We start from the raw sequence: 14,563 nt of genomic DNA, 5'->3' as shown, positions 1-14,563 counted from the left end.
ACCGGGCACGCTGCCTTCAGCGCGCGAGCACGGGCACGAGGACGGGCATGCAGCAGTCAGACAGCTGGCAGCGCATGATCAGCGCTGAGCTGAGCTGAGCTGAGCTGAGCTGAGCTGAGCTGAGCTGAGCTGAGCTGAGCTGGACTTGGACTTGGACTTGGACTTGGACTGGCCACGAGCATGAGCATGAGCATGAGCGGGCGCCTGAAGCTGGACCGCAGCTTGCAGATGGCAGGCAGCGCGTGCGCAGTCAGCAGTCAGCGAACGAAGCACAACGCACAACACACAACGCACAACGCACAACGCACAACGCACGGGACCGGTGAGGCCCCGCTTTGAGGGAGGAGAGCAAGCATGAGTCACGCCTCGGCCGAGATGCAGGCCTACTACGCCGGCCGCGCGCCCTACTACGACGCCGTCTACCTGAAGCCGGAACGGGCCGCGGACATCGCCTATCTGCGCCAGCACCTGCCGGAGCGCCTCGGGGGGCGCTCGCTGCTGGAGATCGCCTGTGGCACGGGCTACTGGACGCAAGACCTGGCCCCTGCAGCGCTGCGCATGGTGGCCACGGACTACACCGCCGAGCCGCTGTCCTTCGCGCGCCAGCGCCCGGGCGTGCAGGCGGTGCAGTTCGAACAGGCTGACGCCTACGCGCTGCCCCCGCACCTGGGGCAGTTCGATGCCGCCTTTGCCGGCCTGTGGTTCTCCCACGTGCCGGTGGAGGCGCGCGAGGCCTTTGTGGCCTCCCTGCATGGGCGGCTGAATGCCGGCGCCCGCGTGCTCTGGATCGACAACCACGAGCGCCAGTGCCAGGACTTTCCCATCGCCGAGACCGACGCCCGCGGCAACACCTACCAGCACCGCCCGCTGCGCGACGGCAGCGTGCATCGCGTGCTGAAGAACTTCCCCACGCAGGCGGAGCTCCAGGCCCTGGTGGCCGGCGTGGCCCGCCATACCCGCTACCAGCGCCTCGACAATTTCTGGCTTTTTGAATACGAGCTGTGAGGGCGTTTGCTTCTTTGTGCCAAGGGGTTAATGTCAGGGCTCAAAAGCGGGCCTGCCCCTCGCGTCGCGCTGCACATGGACGTACCCTGCGCGCCGGGCTGGGCCGATCGGCTCACGGTCACAGGCCGGAGCCCTGAGGGCCCCCTCGCGCGGGCTGCGTGAGCCGGCCGTCCCAACAGGACGGTCGGGCAAGCGCATGGCCGCGGGGCCGTCTGGGCCCGGGAGGCGCCATCCGGCGGCCGTGATCGAGTGTTTCTATGTGGATGTCCAAGCTGGCCGCGAGCTTTCGCTGGCGTAGTTTCCTGGCCTATGCCGGGGCTTTCTTCCTCGCAGGCCTGGGATGGCTGCTGTTCAAGCACCTGCAGCTCCAGCACCTCACGGGGCTCACGCTGCTGGCGCGGGTGCTGCACCGGCAGGTCGAGGACTTCAGCCCCTGGGAGGTGCTGGGCCTCTATGGCGCCGACATCGCCTGGGGCCTGCTGCTGATTCCGCTGCTGGCGGGTGTCATGGCGGCCCAGCGGCAGCTGCCGGGCCTGCGCCCCGTGCTGGCGGCGCTGCTGCTGGCCTATGTGATGCTGCTGCACGCCGACATGGCGGCCTTCGCCAACGTGAGCACCCTGCTCAACTGGGACATGATTGCCGAGGCCCTCGCCTGGGCCCGGGATGATCCCGACATCATCCAGTACTACGTGACCCCGCGCACCTGGCTGAAGATCCTCGCCAGCACGGCGGGCCTCATGCTGCTCCTGCTGTGGCTGGACAGCGGACGCTGGCGCTGGCCGCCCCGCCTGCGCAGGCGCTCGGCGGCCTGGGCGGCCACCAGCATGGCGATCGGGTTGTCGATGGCCGTGCTGCTGGCCTTTCTGCAGCCGGTGACGGCCTACCCTCAATCGTCAGCGGCCCTGGCGCGTGCCCTCTCGGCCATGCTGCCGGACCCGCAGATGCATCAGTACCGGGGGCACAGCCAGGCGCAGCTGCAGGAGGCCTTCTGTGCCATGGTGGATGCCCCCTGCACGGAGCAAGCACCCGAGGCAGCGGGCGCGCGGCCCCCTCAGCCAGCCCTGCCTGCAGTCCATCCCCAGGCCGACTCGACGGCACGTTCGCCACACCCCGCGCCACCCCCCGCACCACACCCCGTGGCGGCCAATGCGCCTGTCGCGGCGCGCGACGTGATCCTCTTCATCATGGAAACGGCCCCGGCCGAATTCTTCGACCTGCAGGCGCTGATGGCCGAGGACCCGCTGCTGCGCAGCTGGTCCCGCCAGGCCTGGCTGGCCCGCCGCCATTACGCCAGCTACCCCTACACCAGCGACGCCACCTTCTCTGTGCTGTCGGCCTTGTATCCCGAGGGGCGCCGGCAGTGGCTGAAGTGCCGCGAGTCCCAGGCCCTGGGCTGGGTCGACGAGCTGCGCAGGGCCGGTTACGCCACCCGGCACTACGCCCCTTCGCCGGACAGCTTCGAGAGCGACGGCCTGATGCTCGAACGCCTGGGCCTGAGTACACGCTACATCGCCGCGAACGATGCCGGCAGCCAGGCGCGGGCGCAGGAGCGGCTGGCGCGCATTCAGCGCCGTATCTTTGCGGGCAGCGTGGCCTCCCTGCCAGCCAAGGCGATCCTGGACCAGCAGGCCCTGGAGCAGCTGCTGCAGGACATGAAAGCCTGGCGCGGCCAGGGCCGGCCCTACGTGGCCGTGTTCGCGCCGCAGATCGGCCACGGACCCTGGCCGGACCTGCTGGCGCGGGCCGGCCCGGTGAGCCTGGCGGAGCGGGCGCAGGCGCTGGGGCGGCTGCAGATGGCCTGGCTGCATGAGATCGTCGCGCAGCTGCAGCAGGCCGGGCGCCTGCAACAGACGCTGCTGCTGGTGACCGGCGACCACGGCCTGCGGACGCAGGCGGAATACGAGGGCATCCCCGCGGGCTGGCTGGCGGGCGTGTCCAGCCGCGTGCCCCTGCTGATCTACGACGGCGGCCGCGAGCTGCCCTTCGAGACCGGGCACGTGAGCTCGCACATCGACATCGGGCCGACCGTGATGCGGCGCCTGGGCCGCCTCAGCCCGCAGGCCTATGCGGAAGGGCTGCCGCTGGACGCCGAGGGCCTGGCCCGGCGCAAGACCTTCATGCAGGGCGTGGGCTATCTGGGCGCCGAGCTGATGCACCAGCAGGGCCAGTTCCTGGCGCATGCGCCCCTGCGCAAGGCCTGCATGAGCGCGCGGCGGGATGACCTGGGCGATGGCGAGGTGCAGCCCTATGCGCGCTGCCAGGAGGTCTTCGAGCCCTTGAAGGCCTTGCACCTGGAGGCCATGCGTCGCCTGTGCATCCGGTGAGCTTCGGAGATGTCAGGCGAGGGTCGGTGGCGTCCTGGTGTGGTGCTCACCTGGTGAGCTAGGCGGCGGGTCTGGAAGCCGAAGCAGGCCTCCACCCATCGGACCCTGGCCGGTGTCAGATCAGGGCCGGTAGCGCCTCAGGCCATCGAGGTCCAGCACGCGCAGGCCGCCGTAGTCCACCGCGATCAGCTGGGCCTCCTGCAGGTGCTTCAAGGCCTCGTTGACCCGCTGGCGCGAGAGGCCCACCAGTCGCGCCAGCTCTTGCTGGGTGATGCGCAGCATGCCGCCCACGCCGGGGTAGAGCAGGGGGTTGAAGAGGGCGGCGAGGTTGCGGGCCACGCGCAGGTCGGGATCGGAGATGCGGTCGATCTCGCGGGCCGCGATGAACTGCCCCAGCCGCTCGTTGAGCTGGTTCAGCACGAAGCGGTTGAAGGCCAGGCTGGTCTCGAGCAGGGTGTGGAAGGTCTCGATGGGCAGGCCGGCCACGGTGCTCTTGCGCAGGGCCTGGATGTTGTAGCGGTAGACCTCGCGCTTGAGCAGGGTGCCCTCGCCGAACCAGCCGCCGGGCGGCACGCCGGTGAAGGTGATGGACTGCGCGGCGGCGTCGTCATTGCTCATCTTCAGCAGGCCGTCGACCACGCCGAACCAGAAGTTGGCCGGCTTGCCGATGCGGCAGACCCGCTCGCCCACCTCGGCCTCGCCGATCTGCAGGTGGGCGATGGCCAGCTGCCGGTGCTCCTCGTCCAGCACCCGCAGCCAGGGAATGGCCGCCAGTTCGCTGGCGCTGGCGGCGCGGGCGCGCTGGCGCAGGGTCAGGTGTTGCGGGAGGGTGGCCGGCGGGGGCAGGTCGTGCAGAGGGCTGGTGCGCATGGTCCCGTATTCATCGCCGCTGCGCATGACAGGAGCCTGACGCGACCGTGATCTGCGCCCCCGGGAAAACGCCCGGTGTGATTTCTCTCAAATGTCGTTCCAACGACAACACGACGTCAAAGTAAAGGTCTAGCATTGCTGCCAACAAAGTCGGGCGAGCGCCATCCAGGCGACGACCCGGATACCAGGAGACAAAGGTGAGCAGTTCTGCGGCGACGACCTTTCCCCGGCTCTTGCTGGCCCACGCCCAGCAGCGTCCTGAAGACGCGGCCCTGCGCGAGAAGGAATACGGCATCTGGCAAAGCTTCAGCTGGCGCCAGCTCGCCGAGATGGTGAAGGCCCTGGCCCACGGCCTGCACCAGGCGGGCGTGGAGCGCGGCCAGCACCTGGTGGTGGTGGGTGAGAACCGGCCACGGCTCTATGCCAGCATGTTGGCGGCCCAGAGCCTGGGCGCCATCCCCGTGCCGCTGTACCAGGACGCGGTGGCCGCCGAGTTCGTCTACCCGCTCAACAATGCCGAGGTGGCCTATGCCATCGTCGAGGACCAGGAGCAGGTGGACAAGCTGCTGGAGATCCGCGAGCAGTGCCCGCAGCTGCGCCACATCTGGTTCGACGACCCGCGCGGCCTGCGCAACTACGATGAACACGGCCTCAACCCGCTGGACGCGCTGATCGCCGCCGGCGAGGCGGAAGCCCGCGCCCATCCGCAGCTCTTCGACCAGTGGGTGGAGGCCGGCCAGTCCGCGGACGTGGCGGCCATGTTCTTCACCTCCGGCACCACGGGCAATCCCAAGGGGGTGGTCCACACCCACGCCACGCTGATCGACCGCGCCCAGGCCGGCGCCCGTTTCGACAAGCTCGGCCCGCACGAGGAAGTGCTGGCCTACCTGCCGCCCGCCTGGATCGGCCAGAACATCTTCAGCTACGCGCAGTGGCTGGCCTGCGGCTATGTGGTGAACTGCCCGGAGTCCGCCAGCACGGTGTCCATCGACCTCAAGGAGATCGGCCCCACCTACTACTTCGCGCCGCCGCGGGTCTTCGAGGGCCTGCTGACCACGGTGATGATCCGCATGGAGGACGCCTCGGCGCTCAAGCGCGGGCTCTTCCATCAGGCCATGAAGCTGGCGCGGCGCGTGGGCCCCACGCTGATGGACGGCAAGCCCGTGGGCCTGCTGGACCGCCTCAAGTACGCCCTGGGCGACGTGCTGATCTACGGCCCGCTGCGCAACACGCTGGGCTTCTCGCGCGTGCGGGTGGCCTACACGGCGGGCGAGGCCATCGGGCCTGACCTCTTCAGCTTCTACCGCTCCATCGGCATCAACCTCAAGCAGCTCTACGGCTCCACCGAGACCGCCGTCTTCGTGTGCCTGCAGCCCGACCACGAGGCGCGGGCCGACACGGTGGGCGTGCCCATCGACGGCGTGGAGATCAAGCTGGCCGAGTCGGGCGAGATCCTCGTGAAGTCGCCCGGCCTGCTCAAGGGCTACTACAAGAACGAGGCTGCCACCGCCGAGGTGCTGACGCCCGAGGGCTGGTACCACACGGGCGATGCCGGCTTCATCGATGCCCAGGGGCACCTGAAGATCATCGACCGCGCCAAGGACGTCGGCCGCATCGTGGGCGGCGCCAACGACGGCGCGATGTTTGCGCCCAAGTACGTGGAGAACAAGCTCAAGTTCTTCTCGCACATCAAGGAGGCCGTGGCCTTCGGCGACCGCCGCGACCGCGTCTGCGCCTTCATCAACATCGACTTCGAGGCCGTGGGCAACTGGGCCGAGCGCCGCAACCTGCCCTATGCCGGCTACACCGACCTGGCGGCCAAGCCCGAGGTCTACGAGCTGATCAAGGGCTGCGTGGAGCAGGTCAATGCCGACCTCGCGCAGGACGCGCTGCTGGCCGGCAGCCAGATCACCCGCTTCCTGATCCTGCACAAGGAGCTGGACGCCGACGACGGCGAACTGACGCGCACCCGCAAGGTCCGCCGCGGCGCCATCGCCGAGAAGTACGGCGTGCTGATCGACGCGCTCTACGAGGGCCGCACGAGCCAGTTCATCGAGACGGCGGTGAAGTTCGAGGACGGCCGCAGCGGCAAGGTCTCGGCGGACCTGAAGATTGCCGACACCCGGACCTTCCCGGCCGTGGGCCGCGCGGCCTGATCACGCCCAGTCACGAAAGCACAAGGCATGAGCACGAGCAGCAGCAAGAAGATCGGCGACGTGATCCTGGAGGTCAAGAACATCTCCCTGGCCTTCGGCGGGGTGAAGGCCCTGACCGACATCAGCTTCAACGTCCGCGAGCACGAGATCCGTTCCATCATCGGCCCCAACGGCGCGGGCAAGAGTTCCATGCTCAACTGCATCAACGGGGTCTACCACCCCACGCAGGGGCAGATCAGCTTCAAGGGCCAGACCTTCAAGCACATGAACTCGCGCCAGGTGGCGGAGATGGGCATCGCCCGCACCTTCCAGAACCTCGCGCTCTTCAAGGGCATGAGCGTGCTGGACAACATCATGGCCGGCCGCACCCTCCACATGAAGAGCAACCTCTTCCAGCAGGCCTTCCGCAATCCCTTCGGCTTCAGCAAGGCGGAGGCGGAGGAGGTGGCGCAGCGCGAGAAGGTCGAGCGCATCATCGACTTCCTCGAGATCCAGCCCTTCCGCAAGACGCCGGTGGGCCGCCTGCCCTACGGCCTGCAAAAGCGCGTGGACCTGGGCCGCGCCCTGGCCATGGAGCCGCAGGTGCTGCTGCTGGACGAGCCCATGGCCGGCATGAACGTGGAGGAGAAGCAGGACATGTGCCGCTTCATCCTGGACGTGAACGACGAGTTCGGCACGACCATCGTACTGATCGAGCACGACATGGGCGTGGTGATGGACATCTCCGACCGCGTGGTGGTGCTGGACTACGGCAAGAAGATCGGGGATGGCATTCCCGATGAAGTCCGCGCCAACGAAGACGTGATCCGTGCCTATCTGGGCACCTCGCACTGAAGGACCACAGCGATGGGATTCCTCCTTGAAACCGTGTTCGGCGGCCTGATGACGGGCATGCTGTACTCCCTGATCGCCCTGGGCTTCGTGCTGATCTTCAAGGCCTCGGGGGTCTTCAACTTCGCGCAAGGTGCCATGGTGCTGTTCGCGGCCCTGGCCATGGCCCGCTTCTCGGAATGGATCCCGAAGTGGCTGGGCTTCGACAACCCCGTGCTGGCCAATGTGCTGGCCTTTGCCGCGGCCTGCGCGGTGATGGTGGCGGTGGCCTGGGCCATCGAGCGCTTCGTGCTGGGCAAGCTCGTGAACCAGGAAGGCATCACGCTCTTGATGGCCACGCTGGGCATCACCTACTTTCTCGAGGGCCTGGGCCAGACCCTGTTCGGCTCGGACATCTACAAGATCGACATCGGCCTGCCCAAGGACCCGCTCTTCCTCTTCGAGAAAACCTTCGAGGGCGGCGTGCTGGTCAATCAGGAAGACCTGGTGGCCGCGCTGATCGCGGCGGGCCTCGTCGCGCTGCTGGCCCTGTTCTTCCAGAAGACGGCCACGGGCCGCGCGCTGCGTGCGGTGGCGGATGACCACCAGGCGGCGCAGTCCATCGGCATCCCGCTGTCGCGCATCTGGATCATCGTGTGGAGCGTGGCGGGCTTTGTCGCGCTGGTGGCCGGCATCATCTGGGGCTCCAAGCTGGGCGTGCAGTTCTCGCTCTCGCTGGTGGCGCTGAAGGCGCTACCGGTGGTGATCCTGGGCGGCCTGACCTCGGTGCCGGGCGCCATCATCGGCGGGCTTCTGATCGGCGTGGGCGAGAAGGTCTCGGAGGTCTACCTCGGCCCCATGCTGGGCGGCGGCATCGAGATCTGGTTTGCCTATGTGCTGGCCCTCGTCTTCCTGCTGGTGCGTCCGCAGGGCCTCTTCGGCGAGAAGATCATCGACCGCGTCTGAGCGACCAGAACAAGAAAGCAGGAGACACCCATGCTCTACCGCGAGAACGGCCAGTTCAAGACGAGCTACAGCGCCGACAGCCAGATCTTTCCCATCCGCCAGGACGCCATCTTCATCGTGCTGCTGCTGGCCCTGGCCTTCGTCGGTGTGCCGCTGCTGGCCTCGGAATACCTGTTCCGCGCCATCCTGATCCCCTTCCTGATCCTCTCCCTCGCCGCCCTGGGCCTGAACGTGCTGGTGGGCTACTGCGGGCAGATCTCGCTGGGCACAGGCGCCTTCATGGCCGTGGGCGCCTATGCGGCCTACAACTTCCATGTGCGGCTGGAGGGCCTGCCCCTGATCCTCTCGCTGCTGGGCGGCGGCTTCTGCGCCACGCTGGTCGGCGTGTTCTTCGGCATCCCCTCGCTGCGCATCCGCGGTCTCTACCTGGCCGTGGCGACGCTGGCGGCGCAGTTCTTCTGCGACTGGGCCTTCCTGCGCATCAAGTGGTTCACGCATGACTCCACCTCGGGCAATGTCTCGGTCTCTGACCTGCAGGTCTTCGGCCTGCCCATCGAGACGCCGGTGCAGAAGTACCTCTTCTGCCTCAGCGTGCTGGCGCTGTTCGCGCTGCTGACCAAGAACCTGGTGCGCTCGGCCGTGGGCCGCGAATGGATGGCCATGCGCGACATGGACGTGGCCGCCAGCGTGATCGGCATCCGCCCGGTCTACGCCAAGCTCAGCGCCTTCGCGGTGTCCAGCTTCATCGTGGGCGTGGCCGGCGCGCTGTGGGGCTTCGTGCACCTGGGATCCTGGGAGCCGGCCGCCTTCTCCATCGACCGCAGCTTCCAGCTCCTGTTCATGGTGATCATCGGCGGCCTGGGCTCGATCTCCGGCGCCTTCTTCGGCGCGGCCTTCATCATCGTGCTGCCCATCCTGCTGAACCAGATCCCGCACTGGCTGGGCATCCCGTTGGGCACCGAGACGGCGGCGCACCTGGAGTTCATGATCTTCGGCGCGCTGATCGTCTTCTTCCTGATCGTCGAGCCGCACGGCATCGCGCGCCTGTGGGCCACCGCGAAAGAGAAGCTGCGCCTCTGGCCCTTCCCCCATTGATCACACCGTTTCAAAACAGCACCACGAGTGCAAACGCCAAGGAGACAGGCACCATGTTGAAACTGAAGTCGCTTGCAATCGCCGCCACCGTCGTGTCGGCATGTCTGGCCGGGCTGTCCACCTCGGTGGCTGCCGCTGATGCCAAGGAACAGTTCTTCCCCGTGCTGGTGTACCGCACCGGCGCCTACGCGCCCAACGGCACGCCCTGGGCCAATGGCTATGTGGACTACCTGAAGCTGATCAATGCCAAGGGCGGCATCAACGGCGTCAAGATCACCTTCGAGGAGTGCGAGACGGGCTATGCCACCGACCGTTCGGTGGAGTGCTATGAGCGTCTCAAGGGCAAGGGCGCGACGCTGTTCCAGCCGCTCTCGACCGGCGCCACCTTCGCGCTGACCGAGAAGGCGCCCGTGGACAAGATCCCCCTGATCACCGCCGGCTACGGCCGCAGCGAGAGCCAGGACGGCGGCGTCTTCAAGTGGAACTTCCCGCTGCTGGGCACCTACTGGGTGGCCGCCGACGTGCTGCTGCAGCACGTGGTCAAGAAGGAAGGCGGCTGGGACAAGATCAAGGGCAAGAAGATCGCCCTGGTCTACCACGACAGCCCCTATGGCAAGGAGCCGATCCCGCTGCTGCAGGAGCGCGCCAAGCTGCACGGCTTCGAGCTGCAGCTGCTGCCGGTGACGGCGCCGGGCGTGGAGCAGAAGGCCACCTGGCTGCAGGTGCGCCAGAGCCGGCCGGACTTCGTCTTCCTGTGGGGCTGGGGCGTGATGAACTCCACCGCGCTGAAGGAGGCGCAGGCCACCGGCTATCCGCGCGAGAAGATGTACGGCGTCTGGTGGGCCGGTGCCGAGCCTGACGTCAAGGACGTGGGCGAGGGCGCCAAGGGCTACAGCGCCGTGACCATGCAGCATGGTGCCGAGCCGCAGTCCAAGGTCGCGCAGGACATCCTCAAGGAGCTGCACGGCAAGGGCCAGGGCACGGGCCCGAAGGAAGAAGTCGGCCAGGTGCTGTACATGCGCGGCCTGCTGTCCGCGGCCATGGGCGTGGAAGGCGTGCGCCGCGCGCAGGAGCGCTTCGGCAAGGGCAAGGTCATGACGGGCGAGCAGGTCCGCTGGGGTCTGGAGAACCTGGCCCTGGACCAGAAGAAGCTCGACGCCCTGGGCCTGGCCGGCGTGATGCGTCCGGTCTCGACTTCCTGCGCCGACCACATGGGCGCCAACTGGGCCCGCGTGCATACCTGGGATGGCAAGAAGTGGAACTTCGTCGGCGACTGGTACCAGGCGGATGAGCAGATCATCAAGCCGCTGGTGAAGAGCACGGCGGACAAGTACGCGGCCGAGAAGAAGATGCAGCGCAGGACGCCGGAAGACTGCCAGTCCTGATCGGACTGGCTGCCTTCCGGCGGGGCCGGAGTTCCTGTGAGCTCCCACCCCATCCCCGCCCTCCAGGAGGGCGGGGCACAGTGACCCCACCCCTGTCCCCGCCCCCGCGGGGCGGGGAACTTCCTGCGGGGGCTGGACACAGCATCGCGGGCGGTGCTGTCTCGAGTGAATCGTGCCGAGTGAAAGGCCAGCTATGAGCAATGTGCTTCTGAACGTCAACGGCATCGAGGTGATCTACAACCATGTGATCCTCGTGCTGAAGGGCGTGTCGCTGCAGGTGAAGGAGGGCGGCATTGTGGCCCTCCTGGGCGGCAATGGCGCGGGCAAGACGACCACGCTGCGCGCCGTCTCCAACCTGCTGGAGGGTGAGCGGGGCGAGGTGACCAAGGGCTCGATCGAGCTGCGCGGCGAACGCATCGAGAAGCTCTCCACCGCCGACATGGTCAACCGCGGCGTGGTGCAGGTGATGGAGGGGCGGCACTGCTTCGCCCACCTGAGCATCGAGGAGAACCTGATGACCGGCGCCTACACGCGCCGCGACGGCAAGGCCGCGGTGCAGCAGACGCTGGAGAAGGTCTACAACTACTTCCCCCGCCTCAAGACCCGCCGCACCAGCCAGGCGGCCTACACCTCGGGCGGCGAGCAGCAGATGTGCGCCATCGGCCGCGCGCTGATGGCCAATCCGAAGATGGTGCTGCTGGACGAGCCCTCCATGGGCCTGGCGCCGCAGATCGTCGAAGAGGTCTTCGAGATCGTGAAGGACCTCAACAGCAAGGAGGGCACCACCTTCCTGCTGGCCGAGCAGAACACCAACATGGCCCTGCGCTACGCCGACTACGGCTACATCCTGGAGAACGGGCGTGTGGTGATGGACGGCGAGGCGAAGGACCTGCGCGAGAACGAGGACGTCAAGGAGTTCTACCTGGGCATGGGCGGCGGGGACCGCAAGAGCTTCAAGGACGTCAAGAGCTACAAGCGGCGCAAGCGCTGGTTGGCATGACCCACCCCCTACGGCCTTCGGCCGCCCCCTCAAGGGGGCACTCCCGAAGGACCGGCGAAGCCGGATCCTCGGGCGTCACTCGATCAATCGGGGCATGCAATGAGTAGCGACAACGACTGGGGATTCGTGAACCACCCCCTACCGGCTTCGCCGGCCCCCTCAAGGGGGCACGCCCGAAGGACCGGCAAAGCCGGATCCTCGGGCGTCGCGTGGGGCGAGCGCCGGCTGGGCCGGGCGCTCTTTGTGTATGACGACGCGGCGAGCCAATTCATGAGGTGAGAGGCCATGAGCGATGGGAACTGGGGTTTTGCTCTGCCGGCCTTCAAGCCGGACGAGGCGCTGCAGAAGCTGCGGCGGGACCTGCGTGAGCTGGGGCTGACGGAGCGGGAAGGGCGCTTCGAGCGGCGCGGCACGGCCATCGCCCGGGCGGCGGTGGACGGCTCGACGCTGAAGGTGGCGATCGTGAAGCGGCCGGCGCGCACGCCCGAATGGATCGAGAAGACGGTCAAGGACAGCGCGCAGCTGCGCGACTTCCTGGCCCTGGTGAAGAAAAACCTCTCTGGCTGGAGTGATGCCGATGAGTGAGTTCTACGATGCCCTGGAGGCCCGCGACCCGCAGCTGCGCGAGGCGGCGCTGATGGCGGCCCTGCCGCGGCAGGTGGCGCAGGCGCAGGCGAACACGAGGGCCTTTGCGGAACTGCTGGCCGGCGTTGACGCCGCCCGCATCGATTCCCGTGCGGCCCTGGCCCGGCTGCCGGTCACGCGCAAGTCCGAGCTGCTGGCGCGCCAGCAGTCGGTGCGCGCCGGGGGCGGCGATGCCTTCGGGGGCTTCTCGGCCATCGGCTGGGGCGCGGCGCGGCGGGTGTTCCAGTCGCCCGGCACGATCTACGAGCCTGAGGGAGCGAGGCCCGACTACTGGCGCATGGCCCGCGCCCTGCATGCCGCCGGCCTGCGCGGCGGGGAGCTGCTGCACAACTGCTTCAGCTACCACCTGACCCCGGCCGGCTCCATGATGGAAGGCGGCGCGCACGCGCTGGGCTGCACGGTCTTCCCGGGCGGCGTGGGTAACACCGAGCTGCAGCTGCAGGCCATGGCCGAGCTGCGGCCCACCGGCTACATCGGCACGCCCAGCTTCCTCAAGATCCTCGTGGAGAAGGCTGCCGAGGCCGGCCAGACCCTGTCCCTGCGCAAGGCCCTGCTCAGCGGCGAGGCCTTCCCCTCGGCCTTGCGTGACTGGCTGCTGGAGCGCGGCATCGCCGGCTACCAGTGCTATGCCACGGCCGATCTGGGCCTGATCGCCTACGAGACCCCGGCCCGCGAAGGCCTGGTGCTGGACGAGGGCGTGATCGTCGAGATCGTGCGCCCGGGCACCGGGGATCCGGTGGCCGAGGGCGAGGTGGGCGAGGTGGTGGTGACCACGCTGAACCCGGACTATCCGCTGATCCGCTTCGGCACGGGCGATCTCTCCGCCCTGATGCCCGGCGCCTGCCCCACGGGCCGCACCAATGCCCGCATCAAGGGCTGGATGGGCCGAGCGGACCAGAGCGCCAAGGTGCGTGGCATGTTCGTGCACGCCGGTCAGGTGAGCGAGGTGCTCAAGCGCTTCCCCATGCTGGGCCGCGGCCGCCTGGTGGTGGAGGGTGAGCTGGCCCAGGACCGCATGCGCCTGGAAGTGGAGCTGGCCAGCGTGCCGGAAGGCCTGGCGGATCTGCTGGTCTCGGCCCTGCGCGACGTCACCAAGCTGCGCGGCGAAGTGCAGTTTGTGCCGCCCGGCAGCCTGCCCAATGACGGCCGGGTGATCGAGGACCGGCGCAAGTTCGACTGAGGGACCCGCGGCGGGCATCCGGCCGTCGCTTGTGTGCACTAGGTGCCCACATTCGTAGTTTCCGATGTGCGGATCAGCAGCGGCTCAACTAGCATGTCGCTGCCCCTGGCCACAACAAAGGAGACAGCCATGCGAACCCGTCCGACTGCCCTCGGCATGATCACCCTTGCCAGCCTGATGGCGCTGCCCCTGGCCGCCCGGGCTGAGTACCCCGAGAAGCCCATCACCATCGTCGTGCCCTTCTCGGCCGGTGGCCCCACCGACAAGGTGGCCCGCGACCTCGCGGAGTCCCTGCGCAAGACGCTCAATGCCACGCTGGTGATCGAGAACGTCGGCGGCGCCGGCGGCACCCTCGGCGCCACCAAGGTGGCCAAGGCCGCGCCGGACGGCTACACCGTGCTGCTGCACCACATCGGCATGGCGACCTCGCCGGCCCTCTACCGCAACCTGCAGTACAAGACCCTGGACGACTTCGAATACCTGGGCCTGATCAACGAGGTGCCCATGACCCTGGTGGCCAAGCCCACCATGGCCGCCGCGAACTACGGCGAGCTGGCCAAGTGGATCGCCGCCAACAAGGAGAAGGTCAACCTGGCCAATGCGGGCCTGGGCTCGGCCTCCCATCTGTGCGGCCTGCTGTTCCAGAGCACCATCAAGATCGACATGACCACCGTGCCGTACAAGGGCACCGGCCCGGCCATGACGGACCTGATCGGCGGTCAGGTCGACATCATGTGCGACCAGACCACCAACACCAGCTCGCAGATCGAAGGCGGCAAGATCAAGGCCTATGCCGTGACCTCCACCAAGCGCCTCAGCAGCCCGGCCCTGGCCAAGCTGCCCACGCTGGACGAGCTGGGCCTCAAGGGCTTCAACGTGGCCATCTGGCACGGTCTCTATGCGCCCAAGGGCACGCCCAAGCCCGTGCTGGACAAGCTCAGTGCCGGCCTCAAGAAGGCCCTGCAGGATCCGGACCTGCACAAGCGCCAGGAGGCCCTGGGCGCGGTGATCGTGCAGGACGGGCGCGTCAACCCGGCCGAGCACAAGAAGTTCGTGACGGACGAGATCGCCAAGTGGGGCGTGGTGATCAAGGCGGCCGGCCAGTACGCGGATTGAGGGGCCGCGTC

12 protein-coding genes are annotated in these 14,563 nt (G+C 67.9%); 11 read left to right on the top strand and 1 reads right to left on the bottom strand.

Translation table 11 applies throughout. The features are described 5' to 3' along the window. The first annotated feature begins 354 nt into the window (after window positions 1–354). Complete coding sequence (locus O9Y01_RS02865; protein ID WP_269629970.1) at window positions 355–1,005, top strand: class I SAM-dependent methyltransferase; 651 nt, start codon at window positions 355–357, stop codon at window positions 1,003–1,005. Between the two features lie 257 nt (window positions 1,006–1,262). Then, window positions 1,263–3,329: a sulfatase-like hydrolase/transferase gene (locus O9Y01_RS02860; RefSeq protein WP_269629969.1), complete on the top strand. Its 2,067-nt coding sequence runs from the start codon at window positions 1,263–1,265 to the stop codon at window positions 3,327–3,329. A gap of 120 nt (window positions 3,330–3,449) precedes the next feature. Here O9Y01_RS02860 and O9Y01_RS02855 read toward each other — a convergent pair whose 3' ends face one another. Next, a complete protein-coding gene (locus O9Y01_RS02855) occupies window positions 3,450–4,199 on the bottom strand; it encodes a Crp/Fnr family transcriptional regulator (RefSeq protein WP_269629968.1) in 750 nt (249 codons plus the stop codon). Window positions 4,200–4,396: 197 nt separating this feature from the next. Here O9Y01_RS02855 and O9Y01_RS02850 point away from each other — a divergent pair, with 197 nt between their 5' ends. The 9 genes from O9Y01_RS02850 to O9Y01_RS02810 all read left to right on the top strand — a co-directional run bounded on the left by O9Y01_RS02850 (window position 4,397) and on the right by O9Y01_RS02810 (window position 14,552). Continuing rightward, a complete protein-coding gene (locus O9Y01_RS02850) occupies window positions 4,397–6,355 on the top strand; it encodes an AMP-dependent synthetase/ligase (RefSeq protein ID WP_269629967.1) in 1,959 nt (652 codons plus the stop codon). 27 nt (window positions 6,356–6,382) lie between these two features. Beyond that, window positions 6,383–7,189 carry an ABC transporter ATP-binding protein gene (locus tag O9Y01_RS02845; protein WP_269629966.1) on the top strand — a complete coding sequence of 269 codons (807 nt, stop codon included), beginning with the start codon at window positions 6,383–6,385 and terminating at the stop codon, window positions 7,187–7,189. Window positions 7,190–7,201: 12 nt separating this feature from the next. Beyond that, on the top strand, window positions 7,202–8,131 hold the full coding sequence (locus O9Y01_RS02840) for a branched-chain amino acid ABC transporter permease (protein ID WP_269629965.1): 930 nt from the start codon (window positions 7,202–7,204) through the stop codon (window positions 8,129–8,131). Window positions 8,132–8,161: 30 nt separating this feature from the next. Further along, the gene (locus O9Y01_RS02835; protein WP_269629963.1) at window positions 8,162–9,226 is read left to right on the top strand and encodes a branched-chain amino acid ABC transporter permease; all 1,065 of its coding nucleotides are present in this window, start codon (window positions 8,162–8,164) and stop codon (window positions 9,224–9,226) included. A 56-nt stretch (window positions 9,227–9,282) separates the two neighbouring features. Beyond that, window positions 9,283–10,611 (top strand): ABC transporter substrate-binding protein, encoded by a 1,329-nt coding sequence (locus O9Y01_RS02830; RefSeq protein WP_269630534.1) that lies wholly within the window; start codon window positions 9,283–9,285, stop codon window positions 10,609–10,611. A gap of 193 nt (window positions 10,612–10,804) precedes the next feature. Beyond that, window positions 10,805–11,611 (top strand): ABC transporter ATP-binding protein, encoded by an 807-nt coding sequence (locus O9Y01_RS02825; protein WP_269629962.1) that lies wholly within the window; start codon window positions 10,805–10,807, stop codon window positions 11,609–11,611. A 285-nt stretch (window positions 11,612–11,896) separates the two neighbouring features. Further along, the gene (locus tag O9Y01_RS02820) at window positions 11,897–12,196 is read left to right on the top strand and encodes a hypothetical protein (RefSeq protein ID WP_269629961.1); all 300 of its coding nucleotides are present in this window, start codon (window positions 11,897–11,899) and stop codon (window positions 12,194–12,196) included. Next, window positions 12,189–13,436, top strand: coding sequence for a phenylacetate--CoA ligase family protein (locus O9Y01_RS02815; RefSeq protein WP_269629960.1), 1,248 nt, complete (start codon window positions 12,189–12,191; stop codon window positions 13,434–13,436). Before O9Y01_RS02820 ends, O9Y01_RS02815 begins: the two co-directional genes overlap by 8 nt. A 156-nt stretch (window positions 13,437–13,592) precedes the next feature. Beyond that, entirely contained in the window at window positions 13,593–14,552 is a 960-nt protein-coding gene (locus tag O9Y01_RS02810; RefSeq protein ID WP_269630533.1) for a tripartite tricarboxylate transporter substrate-binding protein, read from the top strand. Window positions 14,553–14,563 lie beyond the last annotated feature (11 nt).

This window comes from Pelomonas sp. BJYL3 (assembly GCF_027257975.1).
Lineage (GTDB): Bacteria > Pseudomonadota > Gammaproteobacteria > Burkholderiales > Burkholderiaceae_C > Roseateles_B > Roseateles_B flavus.
The sequence above is the reverse complement of the archived record's forward strand: the minus strand, read 5'-3'. Positions and strand labels throughout refer to the sequence as shown.

What these genes read in the sequence shown, in the direction of transcription:
- O9Y01_RS02845 (WP_269629966.1), top strand. Translation starts at nt 6,383, where the DNA reads ATGAGCACGAGCAGCAGCAAGAAGATCGGCGACGTGATCCTGGAGGTC.
- O9Y01_RS02825 (WP_269629962.1), top strand. Translation starts at nt 10,805, where the DNA reads ATGAGCAATGTGCTTCTGAACGTCAACGGCATCGAGGTGATCTACAAC.
- O9Y01_RS02815 (WP_269629960.1), top strand. Translation starts at nt 12,189, where the DNA reads ATGAGTGAGTTCTACGATGCCCTGGAGGCCCGCGACCCGCAGCTGCGC.
- O9Y01_RS02855 (WP_269629968.1), bottom strand. Translation starts at nt 4,199, where the DNA reads ATGCGCACCAGCCCTCTGCACGACCTGCCCCCGCCGGCCACCCTCCCG.
- O9Y01_RS02835 (WP_269629963.1), top strand. Translation starts at nt 8,162, where the DNA reads ATGCTCTACCGCGAGAACGGCCAGTTCAAGACGAGCTACAGCGCCGAC.
- O9Y01_RS02820 (WP_269629961.1), top strand. Translation starts at nt 11,897, where the DNA reads ATGAGCGATGGGAACTGGGGTTTTGCTCTGCCGGCCTTCAAGCCGGAC.
- O9Y01_RS02865 (WP_269629970.1), top strand. Translation starts at nt 355, where the DNA reads ATGAGTCACGCCTCGGCCGAGATGCAGGCCTACTACGCCGGCCGCGCG.
- O9Y01_RS02840 (WP_269629965.1), top strand. Translation starts at nt 7,202, where the DNA reads ATGGGATTCCTCCTTGAAACCGTGTTCGGCGGCCTGATGACGGGCATG.
- O9Y01_RS02860 (WP_269629969.1), top strand. Translation starts at nt 1,263, where the DNA reads ATGTGGATGTCCAAGCTGGCCGCGAGCTTTCGCTGGCGTAGTTTCCTG.
- O9Y01_RS02810 (WP_269630533.1), top strand. Translation starts at nt 13,593, where the DNA reads ATGATCACCCTTGCCAGCCTGATGGCGCTGCCCCTGGCCGCCCGGGCT.